At 33.9% G+C, this 24,090-nt stretch carries 18 protein-coding genes and 1 tRNA gene; 10 read left to right on the top strand and 9 right to left on the bottom strand.

Annotated elements, in window-relative coordinates; translation table 11 throughout:
- Window positions 1-10 precede the first annotated feature (10 nt).
- Both N4270_RS05475 and N4270_RS05470 read left to right on the top strand, forming a co-directional pair.
- Window positions 11-1,078, top strand: a complete 1,068-nt coding sequence (locus N4270_RS05475; RefSeq protein WP_260095927.1) for an OmpA family protein — start codon at window positions 11-13, stop codon at window positions 1,076-1,078.
- Window positions 1,079-1,081: 3 nt separating this feature from the next.
- Complete coding sequence (locus N4270_RS05470; protein WP_260095926.1) at window positions 1,082-2,380, top strand: MFS transporter; 1,299 nt, start codon at window positions 1,082-1,084, stop codon at window positions 2,378-2,380.
- On the opposite strand, the gene N4270_RS05465 is transcribed toward N4270_RS05470, so the two are convergent.
- The 4 genes from N4270_RS05465 to N4270_RS05450 form a co-directional block, all read right to left on the bottom strand.
- Window positions 2,377-3,132 (bottom strand): UDP-2,3-diacylglucosamine diphosphatase, encoded by a 756-nt coding sequence (locus N4270_RS05465; protein WP_260096134.1) that lies wholly within the window; start codon window positions 3,130-3,132, stop codon window positions 2,377-2,379. The two genes, N4270_RS05470 and N4270_RS05465, sit on opposite strands and share 4 nt — an antisense overlap.
- Window positions 3,133-3,142: 10 nt before the next feature.
- Window positions 3,143-3,595, bottom strand: a complete 453-nt coding sequence (locus tag N4270_RS05460) for a 6-carboxytetrahydropterin synthase (protein WP_260095925.1) — start codon at window positions 3,593-3,595, stop codon at window positions 3,143-3,145.
- 105 nt (window positions 3,596-3,700) lie between these two features.
- Window positions 3,701-5,035 (bottom strand): MATE family efflux transporter, encoded by a 1,335-nt coding sequence (locus N4270_RS05455; RefSeq protein WP_260095924.1) that lies wholly within the window; start codon window positions 5,033-5,035, stop codon window positions 3,701-3,703.
- The gene (locus N4270_RS05450; RefSeq protein ID WP_260095923.1) at window positions 5,032-5,532 is read right to left on the bottom strand and encodes a GNAT family N-acetyltransferase; all 501 of its coding nucleotides are present in this window, start codon (window positions 5,530-5,532) and stop codon (window positions 5,032-5,034) included. The genes N4270_RS05455 and N4270_RS05450 overlap by 4 nt, the downstream gene beginning before the upstream one ends.
- A gap of 74 nt (window positions 5,533-5,606) precedes the next feature.
- Here N4270_RS05450 and N4270_RS05445 point away from each other — a divergent pair, with 74 nt between their 5' ends.
- From N4270_RS05445 to N4270_RS05415, 7 genes are all read left to right on the top strand, one after another.
- The gene (locus N4270_RS05445; RefSeq protein ID WP_260095922.1) at window positions 5,607-6,401 is read left to right on the top strand and encodes a universal stress protein; all 795 of its coding nucleotides are present in this window, start codon (window positions 5,607-5,609) and stop codon (window positions 6,399-6,401) included.
- A 7-nt stretch (window positions 6,402-6,408) separates the two neighbouring features.
- A tRNA-Ala gene (locus tag N4270_RS05440) sits at window positions 6,409-6,482 on the top strand.
- Between the two features lie 82 nt (window positions 6,483-6,564).
- Window positions 6,565-6,990, top strand: coding sequence for a hypothetical protein (locus N4270_RS05435; protein ID WP_260095921.1), 426 nt, complete (start codon window positions 6,565-6,567; stop codon window positions 6,988-6,990).
- Between the two features lie 221 nt (window positions 6,991-7,211).
- The gene (locus tag N4270_RS05430) at window positions 7,212-8,420 is read left to right on the top strand and encodes a hypothetical protein (protein ID WP_260095920.1); all 1,209 of its coding nucleotides are present in this window, start codon (window positions 7,212-7,214) and stop codon (window positions 8,418-8,420) included.
- A 2-nt stretch (window positions 8,421-8,422) separates the two neighbouring features.
- Window positions 8,423-9,952, top strand: coding sequence for a WG repeat-containing protein (locus N4270_RS05425; protein ID WP_260095919.1), 1,530 nt, complete (start codon window positions 8,423-8,425; stop codon window positions 9,950-9,952).
- 42 nt (window positions 9,953-9,994) lie between these two features.
- A complete protein-coding gene (locus tag N4270_RS05420) occupies window positions 9,995-10,990 on the top strand; it encodes a hypothetical protein (protein ID WP_260095918.1) in 996 nt (331 codons plus the stop codon).
- A 269-nt stretch (window positions 10,991-11,259) separates the two neighbouring features.
- Window positions 11,260-13,620, top strand: coding sequence for a hybrid sensor histidine kinase/response regulator (locus tag N4270_RS05415; RefSeq protein WP_260095917.1), 2,361 nt, complete (start codon window positions 11,260-11,262; stop codon window positions 13,618-13,620).
- Here the strand turns inward: N4270_RS05415 and N4270_RS05410 are convergent.
- From N4270_RS05410 to N4270_RS17180, 5 genes are all read right to left on the bottom strand, one after another.
- Window positions 13,617-14,459 carry a S9 family peptidase gene (locus N4270_RS05410; RefSeq protein ID WP_260095916.1) on the bottom strand — a complete coding sequence of 281 codons (843 nt, stop codon included), beginning with the start codon at window positions 14,457-14,459 and terminating at the stop codon, window positions 13,617-13,619. The two genes, N4270_RS05415 and N4270_RS05410, sit on opposite strands and share 4 nt — an antisense overlap.
- A complete protein-coding gene (locus N4270_RS05405; RefSeq protein WP_260095915.1) occupies window positions 14,459-17,206 on the bottom strand; it encodes a PD-(D/E)XK nuclease family protein in 2,748 nt (915 codons plus the stop codon). The genes N4270_RS05410 and N4270_RS05405 overlap by 1 nt, the downstream gene beginning before the upstream one ends.
- Window positions 17,207-17,272: 66 nt before the next feature.
- Window positions 17,273-18,631: an OmpA family protein gene (locus N4270_RS05400; RefSeq protein ID WP_260095914.1), complete on the bottom strand. Its 1,359-nt coding sequence runs from the start codon at window positions 18,629-18,631 to the stop codon at window positions 17,273-17,275.
- 125 nt (window positions 18,632-18,756) lie between these two features.
- The gene (gene kbl, locus N4270_RS05395; protein ID WP_260095913.1) at window positions 18,757-19,950 is read right to left on the bottom strand and encodes a glycine C-acetyltransferase; all 1,194 of its coding nucleotides are present in this window, start codon (window positions 19,948-19,950) and stop codon (window positions 18,757-18,759) included.
- A gap of 23 nt (window positions 19,951-19,973) precedes the next feature.
- Window positions 19,974-23,120, bottom strand: a complete 3,147-nt coding sequence (locus N4270_RS17180; RefSeq protein WP_260095912.1) for a UvrD-helicase domain-containing protein — start codon at window positions 23,118-23,120, stop codon at window positions 19,974-19,976.
- A gap of 114 nt (window positions 23,121-23,234) precedes the next feature.
- Here N4270_RS17180 and N4270_RS05385 point away from each other — a divergent pair, with 114 nt between their 5' ends.
- Window positions 23,235-23,843, top strand: coding sequence for a superoxide dismutase (locus N4270_RS05385; protein WP_260095911.1), 609 nt, complete (start codon window positions 23,235-23,237; stop codon window positions 23,841-23,843).
- The last annotated feature ends 247 nt before the right edge of the window (window positions 23,844-24,090 follow it).

The following is a 24,090-nucleotide window of genomic DNA, read 5'->3' as shown; positions in this document are numbered from 1 at the left end:
TTACTTCACTATGAAACTTAGCGCCTCGATTCTTTTTTGTTGTCTTCTGAAATTGTCTTTTGCCCAAAACTTAGTGTACAATCCTAGCTTTGAAGATTTTCAGGATTGTCCAAGAGATATTAGTTTTTTTCATCTTAATGTTAAACACTGGTCCATTCCAAACAATGGGACAACCGATTATTTTAATGCTTGTAGCTCGACGATGGGATTTGATAATTTTATGGGTTTTCAAAAAGCTAAATCGGGTAAAGGTTATGCAGGAATACACGTCTATTTTAAAAAGAATTATAGAGAGTATATTCAAGGGAAATTAACTGAGACTCTGCAAAGAGGCGAGCAGTACGAAATTACCTTTTACGTTAGTTTAGCTGAAAAATCTACACATTCGATTAAAGCTATAAACCTTCAGTTTTACAATACAAAAGTTGTCAATTTTTCAAAAGAGAATTTAAGCAAGTCTGTTTATAAAATACCTGAAATCCAATATTCAGAGGCGTTAGACACTTCAGAAAACTGGATAGAATTAAAAGCAACCTATACGGCTGAAGGCTTTGAAAATTATTTTATCATAGGAAACTTCGACAAGAATACCAACCTGGAGAAAATGCGAATTCCGGGCTCAAAAGGACCTTCAAAGTCTTATTATTTCATTGATGATATTTCTATTCGCCCCAAACACCCTAAAGTTCTAAAACAACCTGAAGATATTTCAGAAACACCAGAGATCAAACACAATCAAATCTATACTTTTAACCATGTATTATTCGATTTTGACCAAGCAGAATTATTAGACCATTCTATTGAAGAGTTAAATCAACTCTATCAGTATCTCAGTGAAAACCCAGATTTGAGTATTGAAATTTACGGACATACAGATGCTATTGGTTTGGATAAAAGAAACAAAGAATTATCTGAACAACGTGCTAAAGCTGTGGCAGATTATTTAATTTTGCAAGGCCTTCACGTGTCTAGAATCACCTATTTTGGGTTTGGAAGTTCTAAACCCGTCTTAGCCAACGACACAAAAGAAGGGCAACAACAAAACAGACGTGTTGAGTTTAAAATAATCCAAGAATAGATTTTGTCAAAAAAAGACCCATACGCAGCATTGCGATTTCGAGAATTTAATATGTTTTTGGTGGTGCGTTTTGCATTAATTTTTGGATGGTCTATGCAATTTGTTATTATTGAATGGCAAGTTTATAAGTTAACAAGTGACCCTTTATATATTGGATTAATTGGCTTGATGGAAATCATTCCGGCCTTAACAATGGCGCTGTTTGCAGGTCATATTGTCGATCAAAAAGAAAAACGAAACCTTTTAGCAATTTGTATTGCTGCTTTTTCATTAATTAGCTTTGGTTTGTTTTGGTTGACGTCAGAAAGCATCTCACAAAGTTGGTCTGTCAAAACCATTTTATATTGCATCTATGCGCTCGTATTTTTTGGAGGCTTACTGCGCTCTTTTTTTAGTCCGACCATATTTTCATTAGTCGCCCTTATTGTTCCGAAAAAAATATATCCCAACGCAGCCACCTGGAATAGTTCTACCTGGCAAATGGCTCGTGTTTTAGGTGTTGCTTTTGCTGGATTTTCAATTAGCTGGCTAGGTGGTGGCGTCGATGATCAAAGAGGTGTACATTGGTCCTTGTGTATTGTTTTTGGATTAGTTTTGTTTTCGTTACTTATGCTTTTTCAAATAAAACGAAAGCCTATTTTAAATCCTAAAATTGGTGAACCTGTCATGGAAAGTTTAAAAGAAGGCATCAATTTTGTGATTAAAACCAAAGCTATTTTAGGTGCACTAACTTTAGATATGGTGTCGGTATTATTTGGTGGTGCAATTGCTTTAGCGGCTGTTTTTGCTGAAGATATTCTCAAAGTAGGATCGCAAGGTTTTGGACTTATTGTCGCTGCGCCTTCTGTTGGTGCATTTTTAACCATGTTGGTTACGGCTTATATTCCGATTAGTAAAAAGGCTGGTTTAAAACTTTTGGTTGCTATTTTTGGTTTTGGTCTGTGTATTATCATTTTTGGACTTTCTTCTGTATTTTGGATTTCTGTTACCGCATTATTCTTCAGTGGTGTCTTTGACGGCGTGTCTATGGTGATTCGTCAAACCATTCTTCAGCTAAAAACACCCGATCATATGAGAGGTCGTGTATCGTCGGTAAATTCTATGTTTGTTGGATCGTCTAACGAATTGGGTGCTTTTGAGAGTGGCGTTACAGCTAAATATATGGGAACGATTAGTGCTGTTGTTTTTGGAGGAACAATGACTTTGTATACTGTTTTAATGACAGGAGTGGTTATTCCTTCCTTTCCAAAATTAGATTTAACAAAGGATATCGAAGAACATGAAAAGGAAGATGAGGTTTAGTAGGTTTTTAATTCAAAATACTCTCCATCAAACACGCCATAGGTGTAATATTTAATCCAATCGCCCAGATTGATATAACGCGACCTGTCATTAAGGTCAATTTCTAGCGGTAAATGTCTGTGACCAAATACAAAAAAATCGCGATGCTTGGTTTCCAGTTTTCGTTTACAATACTGTACCAGCCATTCGTTGTCTTCGCCCAAAAATTTAGCATCTTCGTCGCCAGAAATCATTTTATTTTTTACCGACATATAATGCCCAATACGCATCCCGAAATCAGGATGTAACAAGCGTCTAAATAACCATTTACAAACCGGATTTGTAAATATTTTTTTCATGCGTTTATAGCCTTTGTCTCCAGGCCCTAAGCCATCGCCATGACCAATAAAAAAAGTTTTGTTATTGAATGTAAATTCTTTTGGTTTGTGGTAGACCGGAATATTAAGTTCTTCTTCAAAATAACCATTCATCCATAAATCATGATTGCCAACAAAGTAGTAAATAGGAATTCCAGAATCTGAAATTTCGGCTAACTTTCCAAGGGTTCTTGTAAAGCCTTTCGGAACCACACGTCTGTATTCCATCCAGAAATCAAACAAATCGCCTAACAAAAAAATAGCAGCAGCATCTGATTTGATGCTATCAAGCCAGGCAACAAATTTCTTTTCACGAGGTAATGACGCTTCCTTTGTTGGGGCACCTAAATGATTGTCTGAAGAAAAATAAATTTTCTTTCCCTTCGGAATGGTTATGTGGGTAGGACTAGTCATTATCTGAAGCAAACCACTGCGCATAAGAGGTTGCTGTTTCCTGAAGCTTTAATGAGTGTAATTTGATATTATCGGGTAGGCGTTGTTTTATTTTTTCAGCAAAATCAATCACCATCATTTCACTCGTTGGCTGGTAATTTACCAGGAGCACATTATGGCCTCGATCTTCCAGTTCTTTGGCTAATTCAACATGAGGTGTATTTTTATTAAATACAGTAGCATGGTCAAAAACATCGACGATTTCTTCTTTCACGATTTTTTTAAGATCGCTAAAGTCAATCACCATCCCAAATTTCACATTAGAATGATCATTTATAGGTTGTCCAATAACAGTAACATCCAATCTGTAGCTATGACCATGAACGTTTTTACATTTTCCGTCATAACCGTAAAGGGCATGACCAGTTTCAAAAGAAAACTGTTTAGTGATACGAATGTTGCTCATTACCTACGTTTATATCTGTTGTAGAAATAAATTATAATTAACACGATGGCTAAAAGAAGAAATAATCTATTGCCCATAATTTTAATATTAAAAGTTAATGTAAAGTTACGTCTTTTGTGAAAGGGACAAAAATAGTTGTCTGAATTTTATAATTAGCGGCACACCTCTGGCAATTATCCATACGGTTAGAGCACTAAAGACAGCATATAACTTTAGCTCAAAATAATCTAGTAGAAATAAGATAGGAATAAACACCAAGCCTGTTGAGAGCAGCAGTAAGTTTCTTAAAAATTTCATTTTACCCATGCCTTTAAACATGCCGTCAAAAATAAATGCGAGCGCACATAGAGGTTGCATGAGCAACACAATCCAGAATACCTTATAAAACTGTTCTAAAACAGCCTGTTCTTTAGTGAAAACACCTCCAATACTATTATAAAAAATAAAGCCAGTAATGGCCAGAAGGACTCCAACACCAATACCACATTTAATTAAAAACCGGCTTAATTCTATAAGCTTTGAATAGTTTTTAGCACCTAAAAGTTTTCCAGAGAGGATATTACCAGCACTGGCATAACCATCGATAATAAAAGCGCCTAAAAACCATAAATTGATTGCAATGGTGTAGGCTGCAATATATTCTGTTCCGTAGGATGTTGCGAATCTGGTCGCAAAATAAAGCGTTGCATTAAGCGCTAAGGTTCTAACAAAAAGGTTAAGAATCATGATAATAAAATTCTTAATTTCTGTATTAAACGGAAACGTCATACGTAATGAAATATCTGTTTTTTTCAGCAAAAAATAAGCAGAACATAATGCCATAACGATTTGAGCAATGACACTTGCCCAAGCGGCTCCTTTGATGTGCATCGGACTGATAACACCTTCAATTCCATAAACAAAAGCAATATCCAGAACAATATTTACAATCGTACCAATGATGGCTATAATCATAGGATAAAAGGTGTTTTGGAGTCCTCTAAAGGTTCCAAAAATCGCAATCGTAAATAAGGTAAAGGGAAATCCGAAAACACGAATACTATAATAATCAACACTATAATCCAAAATTAGTCCTGAAGCGTTGTAGAGTTTAAAAATTCCAGAAGCAAAGGGCAAGGTTGCTATAATGATTAAAACACTTATGGATGTAATGATAAAAATGGCCTGAGCAGGAAGGTTTTTTACCTTGTCTAATTGACGGGCACCTAAATGCTGAGACACAATCGATGATATGGCGCTTCTGGTTTGCCCTAATACCCAAATAAGCATCGAAATAAAGGTTCCAACAATACCAACAGCAGCCAGAGATTCGGCAGCGTTATAATCGACATTACCAATGATTGCTGTATCAGTTAAAGACAGGATAGGCTCGGCAACTCCCGAAATTAATGCAGGAATAGCCAGTTTGTTGATATTTTTAAAGGTGATGTCTGTTTTCAAATGACTAATTCATAGCAGTAAAAAGGATGCTCACTTTGCTTCGGAAAATAAATAGTTCCCAAGCGTTGATATCCTCGAAGTTCATAAAATGTTTGGTTGCGTTTGTTTTGAGAAAAGGTATCTAAACGAATAGAAGTCGCTTTTTGTTTTTTGGCAAGTCCCTCCGCAAAATCCATAAGCTTTTGAGCATACCCTTGTCCTTGAAATTCAGGATGAATAGCTAAACGATGGATGTACATATTATGCTCATTAGGTGTTAACCATGTCACAGGACTATACTCATCGTCCATAAAAGTAGACACAACCACACAACCTTTAATAGTCCCTTCTAGATCTAGAACATAAAGTTCGTTTCTCTGAATATCATTTTCAAAAGCAGTCGGATTTGGATAGTGTTCGTTCCATTGAAAAATACCATTGCTTATCATATGTTTCGCACACGCTTTGGTCATTTTTATAATACCTGCTACATCATTAAAAGTTGCTTTACGAATCATTTGCAATTATAATAAAGTCATAATTAGTTACCTTTACCCAAAATTTATGCAAAGTTACTTTTAAATATTTTATTATGAAGTCTATTCTTGTTCCTGTTGGTTCCTCTAAAAACGCCGAAAGTCATTTGCAGTATGCTGTTGATTTTGCTAGAGCTTTTGGAGCTAAATTATATGTTGTACAGATATATAATGTTTACACTAAAGCAGGCACGATGATTAAGGTAGATCATATTTTAGAGCGTGAAAGCCTTGCCTTTTTAAAAGGACATGTTTCTAAAATAGACACCAAAGGCGTTGATGTTGTTATTAAAACATTTAAAGGAAAACTTGTAGATACTATTGAGTTGGCTTGTAAAGCTTTGAGCGTAGACCTAATAATATTAGAGCCTAGAACCAACTCGATTAAAGATGAAGTGTATTTAGGAAAAACATCTGGAAAGATTGTAAAGCAAACCAATATACCGGCTTTAATCGTTCCCGAAGGCTATGTATACAAACCTATAGTAAAAATATTGTTGGCGGTTAAATCTGCAATCATCAGAAAAGAAAATGCTTTAGATCCGCTGAAAGCTATTAAAAATCAATTTAAAGCGGTTTTAAATTTACTGCTGGTAAAGACGCCATTTCACAATGAAGGTGATTTTGATATCAACGACGACTTATCTCGTTTAATCACTAATACTACCATTGCTGAAAATGCGACGACCTATCAAGGAGTCTTAGAACATTATAAAAATAACAATCCGGACTTATTGTGCGTTGTAAGGCGTAAACGCGGATTTTTTGCTAAGACATGGGAAAAGAATACGATACTAAAGAAAGATTTTAGTAGCGCGTTACCTGTTTTAGTATTAGGCGGATTGAAATAACATAACTGGGGCATTAGCTCATTTGGCTAGAGCGCTACGCTGGCAGCGTAGAGGCGATCGGTTCGAATCCGATATGCTCCACTATAATCATAACCAGTTAGTTGACTCTGAATGCAACGTTTAAATTGTCTAATATGCAGGTGAATCAAATCCAATAGATGTGATGAAAGTATCTATTAATGGCTTGCGGGTTGATAAAAGTTTAATAAGCGTAAACTCCGGACTCAATTATGGAAGGTTTGATTATACAAATCTAGAGGTTTCCAAATATAAAATCATTCTAGCTAGTCATGAGTTTATCGCCCTTATTGAAGATACTTATAACAGTGTCAGAGACGAAATAAAACAGGATGATGAAGCACAAAATGAAACCTCAGCATTTACAACCATTAATTATGGTTCAATAACTCAGTTATTACAAAACCAACAAGCTTTACAAGACATTACTACGACCTATTTAGACCTGATGCTATTTGATAAGCTGTTTACACAATCTAACAATCCACATTATATTATTAATAGTACAGAACAGGTAGAAATGATTAATGATAATATTGAAATTTCAGGCATAAGTTATCGTAAACAATAAAGTGTTTAAGACTTTTGTACAGAGGTTTTTTTATCCGTGTGTTTAAAGAACACTTTCTTAAAAGACTACCATTCTGATAGGTTTTTAGCTACCCAATGAGGTCAATACTCTCATAATTAGTTAGTTCATTTATTGTTTTATTTCTAAAACACATCAAATAATATTCAATTTGACGAGTGCAGCTTAAATAATTTCGTAAATTAAAAATTAAAATTTCAACAATGAAATTCAAAATAGCAATAGTAATACTCTTCATGATTCCATCTATAATTCTAAGTCAAAGCGTTATTCTTGAAGCTGAACCTGTGACTGAAGCGCAAAAGCGAGTTCAAGCAATTAGAGCAGCACTTAAAAAACTGGAAGATGACTATGCAGCATCGAAGCTTCAGCATGAAAAAAACACAAGATCTTTATCGCCTAATTCATTCAGTTTAAATTCTGATAAAAAAATATTAATCCAAAAGAAAAAAGATATTCAAGCCGTATTGTATTCAATTCAAGAGAGCGGTTTAAAAGAGAAGGCAAGAGAAATTGACATACTCCGCACATCATTAGGTAATAAGTTTAGTTACAGTTTAGCCTTACAAAAACGAATAGATAGACTTAACGATAATTTCAAAAAAATTAACAATCACTTAAATGGAATTAAAAAAGCGGAAGGCGAAGAAGAAACAGATAGAATAAAACATGATGTTGAGGTTTCTAAATTAGATCAAGAGATTTCAAATCTGGATGACTTATTAGCAGCGTCTAAAGTTGAACCGAAAAAGAAAACAAAAAATCTGGATGATTTTTTAAAAGAAACGGGACGAACAAATAAACCTAGTTCCAATAACTTGGATGACCTTTTAGATGGTGATTCTGACAGCAAAAAAAAAGTATCAAATAATCTGGATGATTTATTATCGAGTAGTAGTGAGGCATCAAAAACTAAAGATAATAATTTAGATGCGATGCTAGATTCTGCAGAAGACGATACCGACTTTAAAATTGATTATAAAAATGGATTAACAGGTGTCATTAATAGTCGAGGAAAACCTTTAATTCCTTATCGAGACTGGGAAATATTAGAATATAAAATGGGTATTGCTAAGGTAAGAAAAGAATTAGAATCAAAATTTTGCTATGAAACTTGTACGGCCTATAAAGTAGGGTTTGTTGATTTTAATGGAGAGTTTATTGATGATGGTTTTGAAATTGATTTTTCTTATTCAAGAGCTCATACTGGAGGCCCATTGAAATTAATAGCAATAGAAAGTCACGACCCTAATAAGGAGACCTTTCAGCAGTTTAGTGCTCGTAAAGAAAGAGAAGAAAAGGCAAGGGAACGGAAAAAGGCATTAGAAAAAAAGCAAAAAGAAATTAAAAAGAAAAAATGTAAAATCGAATTATATAACTGGCAAAATAGTATAAAATCAAGATACAGATAATTATGAAAAAAATAATCGCAATATTTATTATAGCCCTGAGTTGTTTTCAATTTGTTAATTCGCAAAATCTGGATAAGGCAACAATAAATAAGATAAAAGTTAAAATTATAAGCGCTGAGAAATTATATGAGCAAGGTAAATATTGGGATGTGTTGGATAAAATAAAAGAAATCGAAGCAATTTCAAAAGGAATGAAATCTGCGAAAATTCAAAATTTAAAAGTTAAGACCTATATGAAGGTTGAAATGTTTCAGCGTAGTAAAGACGAATTGAACAAGCTTTATAATATGAATCCAGACGATAAAGTGATAGAAGATATTGCTTCCTACGAATCGCTAATCGATCAGGGAATCATGGAGGAGAAGGCAAGAAAAGAACGTGAGCGTTTAGCCGAAATTAGACGAGCCGAAGAAGAAAAAGCTAGAATAGAGCGAGAACGACTTGCAGACCTTAGACGAGCGGAAAAAGAAAAGGAAGCTAAAGAACGTGAACGTTTAGCCGAAATCAAACGAGAAGAAGAACGAAAGGCAAGGCTGGCTCCATTTGCAGAAAGATTTAAGTATTTAAAAAGAAAGCTTCCTGATTTAAAATACATGAATATAAAAATAAACGGAGGTTTTGCCTTTATTAATGAGCAAGGAGAGCAGGTGTTAAATTCTCATGACATTGAAGGTGATTTTGCGAGACGGAATATACATGAAGGCGTGGGAGAAGATCTTTTTCTTGTTGAAAAAAATTATAAATATGGGTATGTTGATATTAATGGCAATCTAGTTATATCATTTAAATATAATAATTCCTATGGGTTTAGTGAAGGATTAGCAAATGTTCAATTAAATGGTAAATGGGGCTTTATAAATAAAAGTGGAGCTGTTGTTATTCCAATAATATATGATGATGTCGATGCTTTTAATGATGGATTAGCAAAAGTAGAGTTAAATGGCAAATGTGGACACATTGATAAAAATGGGAAAGTTATTATCTCTATTGATTATGAGGAATCATCTATATTTTCAGAAGGATTAGCGAGTGTTAAATTAAATGGTAAATGGGGATATGTTGATAAAGCTGAAAATGTCATTGTTCCCTTTCAATATGATGAAACAGCTTCTGACTATGGTGATCCAACTTCTTTTTCTGATGGATTAGCAGGTGTTAAATTAAATGGTAGTTGGGGGTTTATTAATAAAGAAGGAACTATTGTTATCCCAGCAATATATGATTTTGCATATGCATTTAAGAACAAATTAGCAAGTGTTGGATTAGATGGTAAATGTGGGTGGATTAATACTAAAGGGAAAGGCGGTGTTCCAATAATATATGACCAGTGCTCCGATTTTGATGATGGTTTAGCATTGGTTCAGTTAAATGATAAGTGGGGATTTATTAACAAAGAAGGAGAAGTCGTTATTCCTATCATATATAAAAGAGCCTATTATTTCTCATTTACAGATGGTCTTGAAAAATCAAAAGTAGAATTGTTTAATGGAGAAAGTTACTACATCAACAAGAAAGGTGAACGGGTAGAATGAGCACTTAATCATCATTATAAATCGACTCCAAAATAAAATTCCATGCATCATACTCAAATAGTATTCGTTTTAACCGTTCTATTTTCTTTAGGTGATATCAGCAGTCAAAATGTTGATGTGTTGATTCAAAAGGCCGATTCTGGAGATGTCTCTGCGCAGTATCAAATAGGAATGGTATTCTATAATACCAGTTTAAGCTTGGAGCCTAATTCAAACTCAAAGAGTCTTAAAATGTATTATCAAAAGCAGCATGCCTTAGACCCAGTACGAGAATTAGATTCTTTAGACAATCAATTTTATAAAGAATGGGTGGAAGATAGTTATGAGTATTATATAACTAAAAGCGCCAAACAGGGTCACGATAAAGCACAACTCCAATTAGGTAAATATTACGAAAATTTAGAAGAATTTGGTTCAAAATTACGAGCGTATAAATGGTATGCTAGTAGTGCTAAAAAAAAGAACACTGAAGCTATTAAATGGATTAACGCCAAGAACAACGAAAAGTATTTAAAACAGTATATAAATGAAGAAGATTATAAACGAATAGACTTTTATGTAGATGTCCTTGATTTGTCTAATCGATTATGCTCTTTAGTAGATAATGATGCATTTAATAACACTTTAGATACGAGTATTGAAAATGAATTATTACAATTCCTAAAACTTACTAAGAAGGATAGCACTTACAGAACAAAATTGATTGATTTTTGGAATGTTTACAATAAGTTTTTTATTTGTGTTGATAATGATACAGTTACAGTCGAACATATCATGAAAAAATCACTAAAGACATTATTTTATAAGCACAATCAAATCCTTTTTGATTGGTTAATGGACTTGAGTGCAACCAAAAAAATAGACTTCAATCAAGTCATATATTTTGATGGTCACCCAGAAACTATTCTTGATTTCTTGGATGCTATTTTACAAAATAAAAACATGTATCAACAATTTGAGATCTCAGCTATAAGAGAATTAAAATCAAAACTAATTAAAGACTTTGGTGCCAAGAATTTCTATCAAATAAAGCATTAAACATTGGGATGAAATTGAGCTAAAACGTGTTAAAAACTATTCAATATTAGCATGAAACGGACTTATACTATAAAAACAAGCGTGTTTCAGCTTGGTTTTTGTATTCTTAAGGCGACTGCTTTTATAGATATTAAGCTGTAATTATTGTGTTTTTTACTGTAACAAAGTGAATTACACCCTATAAATAGGTGATTTATCGATTTTTAGCTTTAAATAAAATCATTATTAATTTTTTTCTCGTATGTTGTTCACAGTTAAATGCCCCAAACATGAAACTAACACTACTACTTACCTATTTTATAGGTCTTAGCGTTTATGCTCAAGACTTACCATTCAATCCGCAAAAAAGTAAAGGACAACTTTACGAGTACGCCGAATTTACAAATGTCAAAACTCAAGATTTTGATGTGTTAACTGTAGTAAACGACTCCTCTAAAGTTTTTCACCCTTTTAATTCTGAAAACCAAAGTGTCGGATTTACATCTGATAATTTCTGGGTTCGATTTCAACTCGAAAATACGTCTGATGAACAAGAAACGTATTATTTAGAGACGGCAAGACCAATCACAGATATTGCAAATTTGTATCAAGTTTCAGAATCTGAAGTTGAAGTATTTAAAAGTGGTGATCAAGTTGCTTTTTCTGAACGCCAAGTAGCACACAGACTTACCGTTTTTAAAATTACGCTGCAACCCAATGCGATACAAGAGTATTATTTGCATTTTAAAAGTGATGGAGAAACTATTAACATGCCTTTAAACCTTTATGACGAATCGTCTTTTTGGATGATGAATTATAAACAACAATTGTTTTTAGGATTGTTTTATGGACTACTCTTTTTGGCTAGTATCATTTACTTATTCTTTTATTCAAGCCTCAGAGAAAAAACCTTTTTATACTATGGTATTTATGTGTTTTCTATTGGATTAATGCAGGCAGCACTAGATGGTTTTATTTTTCAATACATATTACCAGAAGGTGGGTTTTTAAATAGTAGAGCTGTTTTGATTACAGCATTATCATCTAACTTTTTTCTTTTAAAATATTGTGAGTATTTCTTAAAAGTAGATACGCAACTGGCATCATTTAAAAAGGCTTATAATCTTATTTATGGCGTTTTAGCCGTTCTATTTGTGATGGTATTTATAAGTCCGAAAACATTAGAACTAGTTTACCCAATAAGTAATGTTAATGGTTTGTTCAGCTTAATTTTAATATTGGTAACAGTATTTAAAATGCGTATTAAACGTATGTCTATTGACCCTTATTTTTCTGTTGGAATATTTTTCTTAGTTCTGGGTTTATTAGGTTTTGTGATGAATAACTTAAGTTTAATTCCTAATAATTTCTACACCTTGAACAGTGCTAAATTTGGTTCTGGTTTTGAGGTCATTTTCTTATCCTTATCAATGACCAATTTATTGAGAAGATTGCGAGAAGAAAAAGAACATTCACAAGAAGAAGCGCTTCAAAAATCTGAAGAAATAAGTGAGCTGAAAACCTACTTTATGTCTAATATAAGTCATGAATTACGTACGCCAATTAATGCAATTATGGGTATTGCCGAATTAGAACTAAAAAGCCCAAAACATACTTTAGAAGACAGAGAGCAATACCAAGTTATTAAAAATGCGTCATTAAGTTTGTTGAGCAATGTTAATGATATTTTAGACTTTGAAAAGATAGAAAAGAATGAGCTCAAACTTAAAAGCGAAGCCTTTAATCCGTCCTTACTAGTCAATCAAATTAGTAATAACTGGAAATCCGAAGCAGAGAAAAAAGGTATAAGCTATAAGTTTGATATCGATTATGAAATTCCTACGACGATCATTGGAGATGCTGAGCGCTTCATACAGATTATAAATAATGTGTTGAGTAATGCTGTAAAGTTTACTGAAAAAGGACAGATTAAGTTTAAACTAAAATGCTCTCCCCAACCCAATCATATCTCTCGTTTTTCAATTCAAATAGCTGACACAGGAATTGGTATGGACGACAACAGTAAAAAGAACGTTTTTGATAGTTTTAATCAAATGCGTTTAAATCATAAGCGTCAATTTGGAGGGATTGGTCTGGGATTAACAATCGTTAAACATTTAGTTGAATTATTTGAGGGTTCCATTCAAATCGAAAGTAAATTAGAACAAGGAACCAATGTATTTATTGAATTACCATTACAGTATATAGAAGACGTTGAAGCACCTAAAGTACAATCTCGTCAACACGCAAAACTAAAGCAACATGTTTTAGTGGTTGAAGACAATAAGATGAATCAAATGGTGATAAAAAAGTTGTTGTCGACCAATTCTCAAATGAGCTTTTTTGTAGTTAACAATGGTCAGGAAGCATTAGAAGCATTAAAAAATGATGTTTTTGATGTGGTATTAATGGATCTTCAAATGCCTGTAATGGATGGCTATGAAGCCACAAAAATTATTAGAAGCGGACAATTAGGTCATACTATTAGTGAGATACCAATCATAGCTGTTACTGCTGATGCTACGGAAGAAACTCAGCAAAAAGTCATGGCTTTAGGTATGAATGATTACATGACCAAGCCTATCAATAAAGACTTGTTATTTAAAAAGATGGAAGCTTGTCAAGTACAACCGAAGCTTAAAATTGCTTAATTTTTAATAAACTTGATACTTTCTTCAACCACGAGTTGTAAGGCTTCTGGCAGTTTATCTTGTGTCCACGGATGTCTAGTATCAAAGACGTGATTTGAACCTTCTATCGGAAAAAGTTTATGGTTAGTATTACAGGCTTTTAAAATTTCAGCTTCGTTAAAAGATACCGAAGGATCCCCTTTTGCATGAATGATAAGCACTGGAGTTGTAATGCGTTTAATCGCTGCTTCTATATTCAAACGTTGTTCATTGGCTTTAAAATCTTCATAGAATTGATAGTTATGCGGCATGTATTGTTTTGTTCTTCCGTTTAAAACGTACTTGACGCCCTCTTTTTTCCATTGTTTTAAATCCCCTGTCGTTGAGGTTCGTTTTCCAAAGCTACTAACACTCGCCCAAGTGATTAATTTTGTAATGCGCTGGTCTTCAGATGTTTTTAATATCGCTATTCCGCCACATCTGGAGTGTCCGATTAGCGTTATATTGTTCGTATCTATCTCTTGTTTAAATTCAAATGCTTCAGAAGTGATAAAGTTTAGAAAGTCATCTAAATCATCAAGTTCTTTTGAATAGTTATTTTCAGCAAAAGCCTCTAAATCTGGAAAGTCAATAGGATTGTCGACCGTTCCTCCATTATGTGAAAAGTTAAATTTGATAAAGAACACATCATGTTTGCTAAAGGTTTCAGCTACCAAGTCCCAGGCTCCCCAATCTTTAAAACCCTTATAGCCATGGCAGAATACTACAATAGGTTTTTGGATGCCGCTAGATTTAAAAAACGCATCCCAAACAATGGGCTTTTTATGGTCTCGATATACTACTTGGTTTTTTGTTTTCACTATATTTCTTTTTCAATAAAATCTATGTCAGGATTATAAAGCTCTGAAATTAATGATTTGAGTTCCACCTCAAAAGCATCTAATGTTTCAGAAGTAATGGTGTAATCTTTAGATTTGCTTTGAGGTATCTTTTTAGCAAATTTTAATACTCCAGAATTCAAACTTTTAAAAGATATTATTCCCGCTTCAACAGGCAAAGAAATTACATCACTTTTATACATCATATAAGCATACATTAAAAGTTGAAAGCTTTTACTGTATTTGTCATAATCGGTCGTGATATCTTCCCAATTGGTAACTTGAACTTTACCAGGTTCGACCCTTCCTGTCTTGTAATCTATAATTCTTAAGGTTCCGTTGTACGCATCGACACGATCAACTTTACCTGTTAGAAATACTGTCTTTGAAATATTATCTAGATTTATAGCGACCTTGTTTTTAGTCTCTATCGCTATAATTTTAATGGTATTTCCTTGTTTGAGATCTTCAATTTCAAGATTTAAAAAATTAGCTATATACCGTTTGGCAATTTCAAAGATGATGAGGTTTTTTCCACTACTAATATCTCCTTCTTTAAACTCTTCTTTAAAATGATGGGCAACCACAGTATCAATCTGAGATGCCATGGCTTTTAGGTGTTCAGTTGTAAGATTTTCGCCTTCTAAGGGCTCATAAAAATCTTCCAAAGTATTATGTATAATTGTCCCTAAGGTATTAAAAGCGACATTTTCTTCGACATCTTCGTATTGATGAATTCCGAGTATTTTTTCATAATAAAAGTCGATAGGATTTCTTATATAATTCGTTAAGGATGAAGGTGAAAACCCCTTCTCTGCAACCCGATCAAGGGCTTGGAGAATTTCAGGTGATTTTTTTATAGATTGTAAACTGCGCTCTATTGAAGGGACTTCAGATGAAAGCACATACGATTTGATATTGTGTATGCCTTCAATTTCTAATTGTGTGATAAATCTGCTTTTTTCCCCACCATTGAGTACATCTGGTTCGGTATTATAAAGTATATAAGCTGTTTTAGCACGTTGTAATAAATGGTAAAAATGATAGGTATAAACGGCATCTTTTTCTTTGTATGTTGGAAGCTTGTTTTCGATTTTAACATCAAAAGGAATAAATGAACTGTTGGTTTTTCCGGTGGGTAAAATGCCTTCGTTTACCGACGTTATAATCACAGTTTCAAAATCTAAAACACGAGATTCTAGCATCCCCATAATTTGCAAACCTTGTAGTGGTTCTCCTTTAAAATCTAAGGTTTCTATTTTAATTAATTCTCTGTAAAGGCTAAACAGCGTTGAAATACTAGTAATATGAGTAAAGGATTGGTTTAAGCTTTCCAGACTATTAAAAACCTGATTAAAACGATATAAATACTCTAAAGGCAATACATTATTTTGTTTGTCTGTATCTAAATCAGATTTGAGCTTAAGAATAAGTTTAGAACAATTTTTAATAGCAATGTTGGGTGTATCTGCCCAAGAACCAAAAAGAAGGTCAATAATGTCTTTGTGCTGAGGCGTTAATTGTTTTAAATGTTCCAGCCCAAGATAGGTTTTGTTGTTTGTGCGTATGTATTTAATAATTTCCTCAGCGTCTTGATTTAAGAGTGAATTTATAAACGGGTTTGATAACACATTTATCACATCTTTATAATACAAGTTTTGGCTAGCGGATTTATGAATATAAAATAAGGTTTCAAAAAGTGATGCTAAAGGAATGACCCTTAAAGGCAATCCCATAGTAATGTTTATGGCGTTTATAGATTTTGGAATCGAATTGAGTAATGGTAATAATAAGCTTTCGTCACCTAATACGACCGCTGTATTTTGGAGGTTTTGTTTTTTATTATAAATGGTTTCTAAGAGTTCACCAACATATTTTACCTGACTGATATTTTTAGGTGCTCCAATACAATGGATTTCTTTTTCTTCGGAATAGTGGTTAGTTGCCCAATTAAACTCATGTTTATCAAAGTATTTCCAATGGGTTTTATGATGGCGTGTAAAAAGACCAGCATCATGTACAGGATTGGTGATGAAGCTTGTATCAATATCCCAGTAAATGAGTGCTAGTTCTTGTTGTAATAATTCCTGAATGATGAGTTCTTCGGCTCTGTTTAAGGCGTTAAAACCAACAAAAACGTAAGTGGTATTAGAATGTACGGAAATAAACTGTTCTAGGTTATTTACAGCCTCTCTGTATACTAAACCTTGATAGCCTTTTTTCTTGGACGTGAGTTGTTTTTGAAATTCATAATAATAGAATTTTAAACGATTCCAGAACAGTAAATAGTTTTTTATATAAGGTGTTGGCTCTTCATCAAGAGACCAATGTTGGTGTTCAATTTCTTTAATAGCACTTAAATAGTCGAAAACTTGATCCTGCGGAATAAGATAACGATCTATTTCATTAAAATCCTGAAGCAGCAATTGCGCCCATTTGGAGAACTTGTCAAAAGGTTCTATTTGATCTTTAGGCGTCTGTTTTATATAAACGTCATAAAACTCAAATAACAGTTCGGCATTAGTGGCATATTGAAAGTCTGATAAGGTTTCTACAAATGATTCAATAGAAACAATTTCGGGAGCAAATAAGGTTGATTTAACATGTTTTGATATGGCGTGCTTTAAAAAAGTTCCGGCACGTTTACTCGGCAAAACAAACGTCAATTGAGAGATATTATACTCTTTATTAATTAAATCAATAATGACGTCGTCGATGAATGTTCTCATTCTATAAAAATAAAAAACGCTCCGAATTTCGGAGCGTTTTTTTTATTTATGTTTGAGTTAAACTTATTACTTAAGTTTTACTTCTACACGTCTGTTGTTTTTTCTACCGTTTCTAGTTTTATTAGAAGCGATTGGGTAATCTTCACCAAAGCCATTAGCTGTTAATCTTTCAGCGCTAATTCCGTTAGCGATTAAGTAATCTCTAACTGCATTTGCTCTTCTTTCAGATAATAATTGGTTTGTAGATTTAGAACCTACGCTGTCAGTATGACCATCGATAGAGAAATCCGCTTGTGGGTATTCTTTAAAGATTGCTGTCATTGCAGCTAATACTTCCATAGATTCTTGCTTGAATGATGCTTTACCTGTATCAAATAAGATAGTTCTAGCATATTCGTTTAATTGCTTCATTACTTCTTCAGTTGGCTTAACTTCAGGACAACCGTTGTTAGCAACAGTTCCAGCTTCGTTAGGACATTGGTCATCTTTGTCTAACACACCGTCACCATCAGTATCAGGCCAAGGGCATCCGTTATTAGCAGAAGGACCTTTTTCGTTAGGACATTGATCATCTTTATCAGCAACACCATCACCATCAGCATCAGGACAACCGTTTAAAGCTTTTAAACCTGCAACTGTAGGACAGTCATCATCTTTATCAGCAACACCATCGCTATCAGAATCAGGACAACCGTTAAACTCAGCTAAACCAGCTTCGTTAGGACAATCATCTTTAGAATCTTCAATACCATCGTTATCAGAATCTGGACAACCGTTGAATGCTTCTAAACCAGGAACATCTGGACAAGCATCATCTTTATCGTAGATACCATCACCATCAGTGTCTTTTCCACCAAATTTGATGTTTAATCCTACAGAATGTTGCCAGTGCTTTGGTAAGTAATCTTCAAAAGCATGTTTGTAAGATGTTTGAACGTTGAACCCAAGATTATCATTGAACCATACATCAAAACCTAAAGTACCGTTTAAAGTACCAGCTCCGATTTCATCAATCCAAGTGTAACCACCACCAACACCTAAATAAGGATCGATAGTAGAAGAATTGATAATGTTTCCAAAGCTGTAAGAAACTGTACCATCAGCAGAGTAGTAAGATAAATCATCAGCTCTTGAATCACCAACCTTTTCTATTTGGTTGAATGCACCTGCAGCCGTAAATGTAAAGCCATCACTTAAATACCTTGAAACTGTTATTCTAGATAACATAGGTATGAAATTGTAATGATCATTGGCATTAAAAAATTCATCAAAGTAGTCACCTAATGGCGCTTCTTCTCCAACTGGGTAAAGGTCAACAGCATTTACACCGATTCCAATTTTCCATGGGTTGTTCTCGTCTTGTGCATTAGCATTGAAGCTTACTACTAGCACTAAAGCGAACAATAATCTGCTAAGATTTTTCATATTCTAAATAATTTTAATTTTAAGTGTTAATTAAAGGCAAAAGTAAGTTGTTAAATTTTATTAACAAAGACAAATATATAAAAATATTGCATATTCCTATTAAAAATAGGGAGTTTGGACTGATTTTAAATAATCTCTAATGTTTTTCCAACCTTTATAAAAGCAGCAATAGCTTTGTCTAAGTGAGCCGTAGTGTGGGCAGCCGAGAGTTGCACACGTATTCTTGCCTTTTCTCTTGGGACTACTGGGAAAAAGAAGCCTATAACGTATATACCTTCATTTAGAAGCATTTTTGCCATGGTTTGCGATAATTTTGCATCGTAAAGCATCACAGGAACGATGGCTGAGTCACCGTCAATGATGTCAAAACCAGCAGCTTTCATCCCTTTTTTGAAGTAATTAGTGTTGCTTTCTAAAGTATCTCTTAAAGCAGTATTATTCGCTAACATATCAAAAACCTTGATAGAAGCACCAACAATTGCAGGTGCTAACGAGTTTGAGAATAAGTAAGGTCTTGAACGTTGGCGAAGAATTTCTATCACTTCTTTTTTAGCTGTTGTATAACCGCCCATAGCGCCACCCATAGCTTTTCCTAAGGTTCCTGTGATAATGTCAATACGCCCTAAAACGCCTTTTTCTTCTAAGGTTCCGCGTCCTGTTTTTCCAATAAAACCAGTGGCATGGCATTCATCAATCATGACTAAAGCATCATACTTATCGGCTAAATCACAGATATCATCTAAAGGTGCTACCAAGCCATCCATAGAAAACACACCATCGGTCACAATAATCTTGAACCTAGCACCATTTTCATTGGCGGCAATAAGTTGCTGTTCTAAATCCTGCATGTTATTATTTTCATAACGGTAGCGAGCTGCCTTACAGAGTCTTACGCCATCAATAATTGAAGCGTGATTTAACGAATCGGATATAATAGCGTCTTCTTTGCCTAATAAAGGTTCAAAAACACCACCATTGGCATCAAAAGCAGCAGCATAAAGTATGGTGTCTTCAGTGCCGTAGAAATCGGCAATCTTCTGTTCGAGTTCTTTGTGAATATCTTGAGTACCACAGATAAAACGTACCGATGACATTCCGAAGCCATGCGTATCCATAGCATCTTTAGCCGCCTGAATCACTTCGGGATGAGAGGATAATCCCAGGTAATTATTAGCACAAAAATTTAAAACAGTTTCACCTGTGCTCAGCGTAATTTCTGCACCTTGAGGCGAGGTAATAATGCGTTCTTCTTTAAAAAGACCGTCGTTTTTTATAGTTGTAATTTCACGTTGTAAGTGTTCTTTTATTTTTCCGTACATGGTGGTTTTAATTTTTTACAAATTTAAAATTCTTTTATAGTAATAACATCATTTATATAGATAAGGATTTTTTTTATGACTGTAAACCCCATGTCTTCGAGCAGGTCTTGATAGTCATAAAGTTGTTCCTTGTGTTTTGAGTTTTCTAAACCTGTTTTGTAGTCTATAATGGTGGCTTGGTTTTCGGTATTAATGACTATTCTATCTGGGCGTAGTAATTGACCGTCTTTAGAAATAATATCTTTTTCATTATAAACGGTGAGTTGGCCATCAAAAAGGTGTTGTAATTGTTGGTGCGTTACAATAGTATGAATTGTCGGTTTTAAATCTTCCAACTGTTCTGCATTTATGAGTCCGAGATCCAAGAGATGATTTAATGCAAAATCAATATCCTCTTTAGTGGTGATAAAGGACATAATTTCATGGACCAAATTACCGCGTTCAATAGCGCGTTCTTGAGCTGTATCCCAAAGTGATCCTGAACTGGTTACAATGTTGAGATTATGCGTTTCTTTTTTTGTAGAGATGAATTCTTTTTGTTCAATGGTTTCAAGCTGTTCTTTGGGAGCTTCGGAAGGCTTTTCAGCACGCCCAAAACTGTATTCTAATTGCGTATTGTTCCAGACGCCAATAGATTTTAAATAATTGATAAATAACCCAGAATACCATGTAACTTTTTCATTTTGAGAACGGTCAACATCATAATCTGAAATTATATACAGTTGTTCTACGGCTCGAGTTAATACCACATAAAGTAAATTAAGGCTATCCAATTCTAATTGTGAGCGATAATCATTATACAATTGTTCGCCAATGGGATTAAAGGCCTCTAAATCTTTATTCATGTTGAGATAGAGGTGTGAAAAGCCATTAAACAATTGTTCATCTACCGGAAACCAAACCTTCGGATTAATATCGAAATAGATATCTTGATTGGCATAAGGAAAAATAACAACAGGAAATTCTAGACCTTTAGATTTATGAATGGTCATAATCTGAATCGCATCTTTACCTGTTGGAGATGCAATAGTAAGTTTGTCTTTTTTACGTTCCCAATGCTCTAAAAACCCTGAAAAACTAGCATTATACTGTTGTGAATAATCAAAAATTTCATCCAAATAAAACTGAATATAAGCATTAGGTTTTTCATTTAAATGGAATCCTCTTATGATACTTTCAACTGCTTCGTAAATGGGTAATTGAGCGAATTCATAAAAGTCAAAATCAAAGCCAGAGCTATTTAACGTTTTAAAAAAGGCGGCGGCATCTAACCGAATTAAGTGATCGAAAAATTCATGGGTATTATCCAATTGAAGTTTTTCTGCAATAAACCTTAGAAGCAGCGCTTTTACTTCATCATTTTTAGGCTGTAAGCTAAAAGTTATTAGGTTATTGATAAACTGAACTTCGCGAGAATTATTGATGAGTAAGCTTTCCGAAGAAATAATAGGAATACCCATATCACTTAGTTGTTCGGCAATGGTAAACCCATCTTTTTTTCGCCTTACAATGATACAAATGTCTTTAAGGGAAAAACCGTGATCTTGTGCTTTTTGGATGGTTTTTAAAACGGCTTCGCAATGCAATTCATTTTTATCTTCATCTTTGGTATCTAAAAAGGATAATTCAACATAGCCTTCCTGGTTTAAACATATATTTTGCGTAGCATTCTTATAAATGTCTCGATGCTGTTCGTTTGTAAAAACAAAGTCGGCCACATGATCAAAAAACTGATTATTAAATTCGATAATCGTTTTACAACTTCTAAAATTAGTCGGGAGATTTTTAACCGTTTTTTGGACATGAAACGGATTCCCGTCAGCGTATAAATCTATAAACTGTTCAGCACGTCCGCCACGCCATCTATAAATTGCTTGTTTGGCATCGCCTACAATCATAGCTGTTCCAACTTCACCTTTTTCATTTTCGCCAACGATAGCATTGCTTACCAAAGGAATTAAATTTTCCCATTGTAAGGCCGAAGTATCTTGAAATTCATCAATAAAATAATGCTTGAATTTTTCGCCAATACGTTCGTAAATAAAAGGAGCCGGTTGTGCTTTAATTTCGGCATTGATGATTGAGTTAAATTCGGAAATGAGTAATAAATCATCATCATCTTTAATTTCCTGAAGCGTTTTGGCAATGGCACTCAAAACCGATAAAGGCGTGATATTTTTTAGTGCATTTTTCAAAAATTTAGAGGCGAATACCAATCGCTTTATGGCAAGGTAATTGATTGCAATTTGAGGTAATATACGATCTATTGTGGCTGCTTTATGAGCATCTAAACTCTTATTGTAAATGGAGGTATTTTGCTCTAAATTTTCTTGTAGTTTGTTATCGTAAAGTCTTTCAAAGTCTAGATTACCGGCTTTTTTAAAATGATTTGGTAAGGTTTGTCTGCTAAAATCAGTGGCTTCGAGATTGTTGTTTTCAATAGATGATAAGGTGCTGTTTGCTAAGGCTACAATTTGCTTTTCGACATCGTTTTGCTGCTTTTGTAAATTGGTTTTAAGCGCTTTAAAATCGGTTAAAGTTTTGTCTTTTAATTGTTCTAAATACCTAAGGTCATTTTCGTTAACCAAAAGGCTTGCAATGGCATTAAAATCGTAGGCAATATCCCAGCTTCGGTCATCATCAGCTTTTTCAATAGCAAAGTCGACCAATACTTTGGTAAGTTCATTATCACTTCCAGCTTGATCAATAAGTTGATCTACGGCTTTGCTCAGTAAAGTTGAAGTGTCTAGCTCTACTTCAAAGTTCACTGGGAGTTTTAAATCGTAGGCAAAAGTTCTAATTAGTTTATGATTAAATTTATCAATAGTAGAAATGTCAAAAGCAGCATAGTTGTGTATAATGGTTTGTAATATTGCTTTAGAACGGAGATGAAGTGCTTTGGGTTCCATATCAAGTTCTTCGACCAGGTGCTCAAACATACTGTTAGAACTTTGAAGAATTTCTTCCTCAGAAAAGGCTTTTAGCATATTGATGATTCTTTCTTTCATCTCACCAACAGCTTTATTGGTAAAAGTAAGCGCTAAAATATGCCTAAAGGCTAACTTACTTTTAGATGTAAATAAAATCTTGAGGTAATCTTTAACCAATGTGAAGGTTTTTCCACTTCCAGCAGAGGCATTATAAACTATAAAAGGAGATTGATTTTGCACGCTTAAAATTATAAAAACTATCTATGAGTTCATAAGTATTTAATATTTTTAATTGCGCTGTTTTATGCGTAAATTTGAGGTTATTAAGTATTAACAATTAAAAAACTAATTATTATGGCTTTCGAATTACCGAAATTAAAATACGCATACGATGCATTAGAACCACATATTGATGCACGTACAATGGAAATACATCACACTAAACATCACAATGGCTATACCACTAAATTGAATGCCGCTATTGAAGGCACTGATTTAGAAGGAAAATCTATAGAGTCTATTTTAGGAAATCTAGACATGGATAACAAAGCTGTTAGAAATAATGGTGGCGGTTTTTATAACCATTCATTATTTTGGGATGTTATGAATCCTGAAGATAAAGGGTATTTATCTGGAGATTTAAAAGATGCTATTGAGGCCGAATTTGGTTCAAAAGATGCCTTTGTTGAAGCTTTTAGTAAAGCTGCTGCAACGCAATTTGGATCGGGATGGGCTTGGCTTTGTGTTCATAAAGGTGGAAAAGTTGAGGTTTGCTCGACACCTAATCAAGATAATCCATTAATGCCAGGTGTTACTTGTGGTGGCACACCAATTTTAGGATTAGATGTTTGGGAACACGCTTATTATTTAAATTATCAAAATAGACGTCCAGACTATATTGACGCTTTCTTTAAAGTTGTTAACTGGAATGAAGTTGAGCGTCGTTATGCTGAAGCGAAGTAAGTATTTCAAATTTTAGATACATAAAAGCAAACTCTATTAGAGTTTGCTTTTTTTTATATCTGTTAGTTGGCTTCGGAAACTAAAAAGGCTTATTTGGATTAGACTTAAAATGAAAAAAGCCGGACGAGAGTCCGACTTTTTTGCCCCAAATCTACCATAAACTTAACCTACTTATGTTATGGTGAAACAAATATAACAGCACTTTTATTTAATAATTTAATTTATTAGACCAACGACGAATAAATTG

The organism is Psychroserpens sp. SPM9, assembly GCF_025153525.1.
In the GTDB taxonomy this organism is placed as follows: domain Bacteria; phylum Bacteroidota; class Bacteroidia; order Flavobacteriales; family Flavobacteriaceae; genus Psychroserpens.
This window is presented reverse-complemented; position numbering and strand designations above follow the sequence as displayed.

Coding starts and splice junctions, on each gene's coding strand:
- N4270_RS05475 (WP_260095927.1), top strand. CDS start 11: ATGAAACTTAGCGCCTCGATTCTTTTTTGTTGTCTTCTGAAATTGTCT.
- N4270_RS05460 (WP_260095925.1), bottom strand. CDS start 3,595: ATGAGCAACATTCGTATCACTAAACAGTTTTCTTTTGAAACTGGTCAT.
- N4270_RS05450 (WP_260095923.1), bottom strand. CDS start 5,532: ATGATTCGTAAAGCAACTTTTAATGATGTAGCAGGTATTATAAAAATG.
- N4270_RS05445 (WP_260095922.1), top strand. CDS start 5,607: ATGAAGTCTATTCTTGTTCCTGTTGGTTCCTCTAAAAACGCCGAAAGT.
- N4270_RS05435 (WP_260095921.1), top strand. CDS start 6,565: ATGAAAGTATCTATTAATGGCTTGCGGGTTGATAAAAGTTTAATAAGC.
- N4270_RS05430 (WP_260095920.1), top strand. CDS start 7,212: ATGAAATTCAAAATAGCAATAGTAATACTCTTCATGATTCCATCTATA.
- N4270_RS05425 (WP_260095919.1), top strand. CDS start 8,423: ATGAAAAAAATAATCGCAATATTTATTATAGCCCTGAGTTGTTTTCAA.
- N4270_RS05420 (WP_260095918.1), top strand. CDS start 9,995: ATGCATCATACTCAAATAGTATTCGTTTTAACCGTTCTATTTTCTTTA.
- N4270_RS05415 (WP_260095917.1), top strand. CDS start 11,260: ATGAAACTAACACTACTACTTACCTATTTTATAGGTCTTAGCGTTTAT.
- N4270_RS05405 (WP_260095915.1), bottom strand. CDS start 17,206: ATGAGAACATTCATCGACGACGTCATTATTGATTTAATTAATAAAGAG.
- N4270_RS05400 (WP_260095914.1), bottom strand. CDS start 18,631: ATGAAAAATCTTAGCAGATTATTGTTCGCTTTAGTGCTAGTAGTAAGC.
- kbl (WP_260095913.1), bottom strand. CDS start 19,950: ATGTACGGAAAAATAAAAGAACACTTACAACGTGAAATTACAACTATA.
- N4270_RS05385 (WP_260095911.1), top strand. CDS start 23,235: ATGGCTTTCGAATTACCGAAATTAAAATACGCATACGATGCATTAGAA.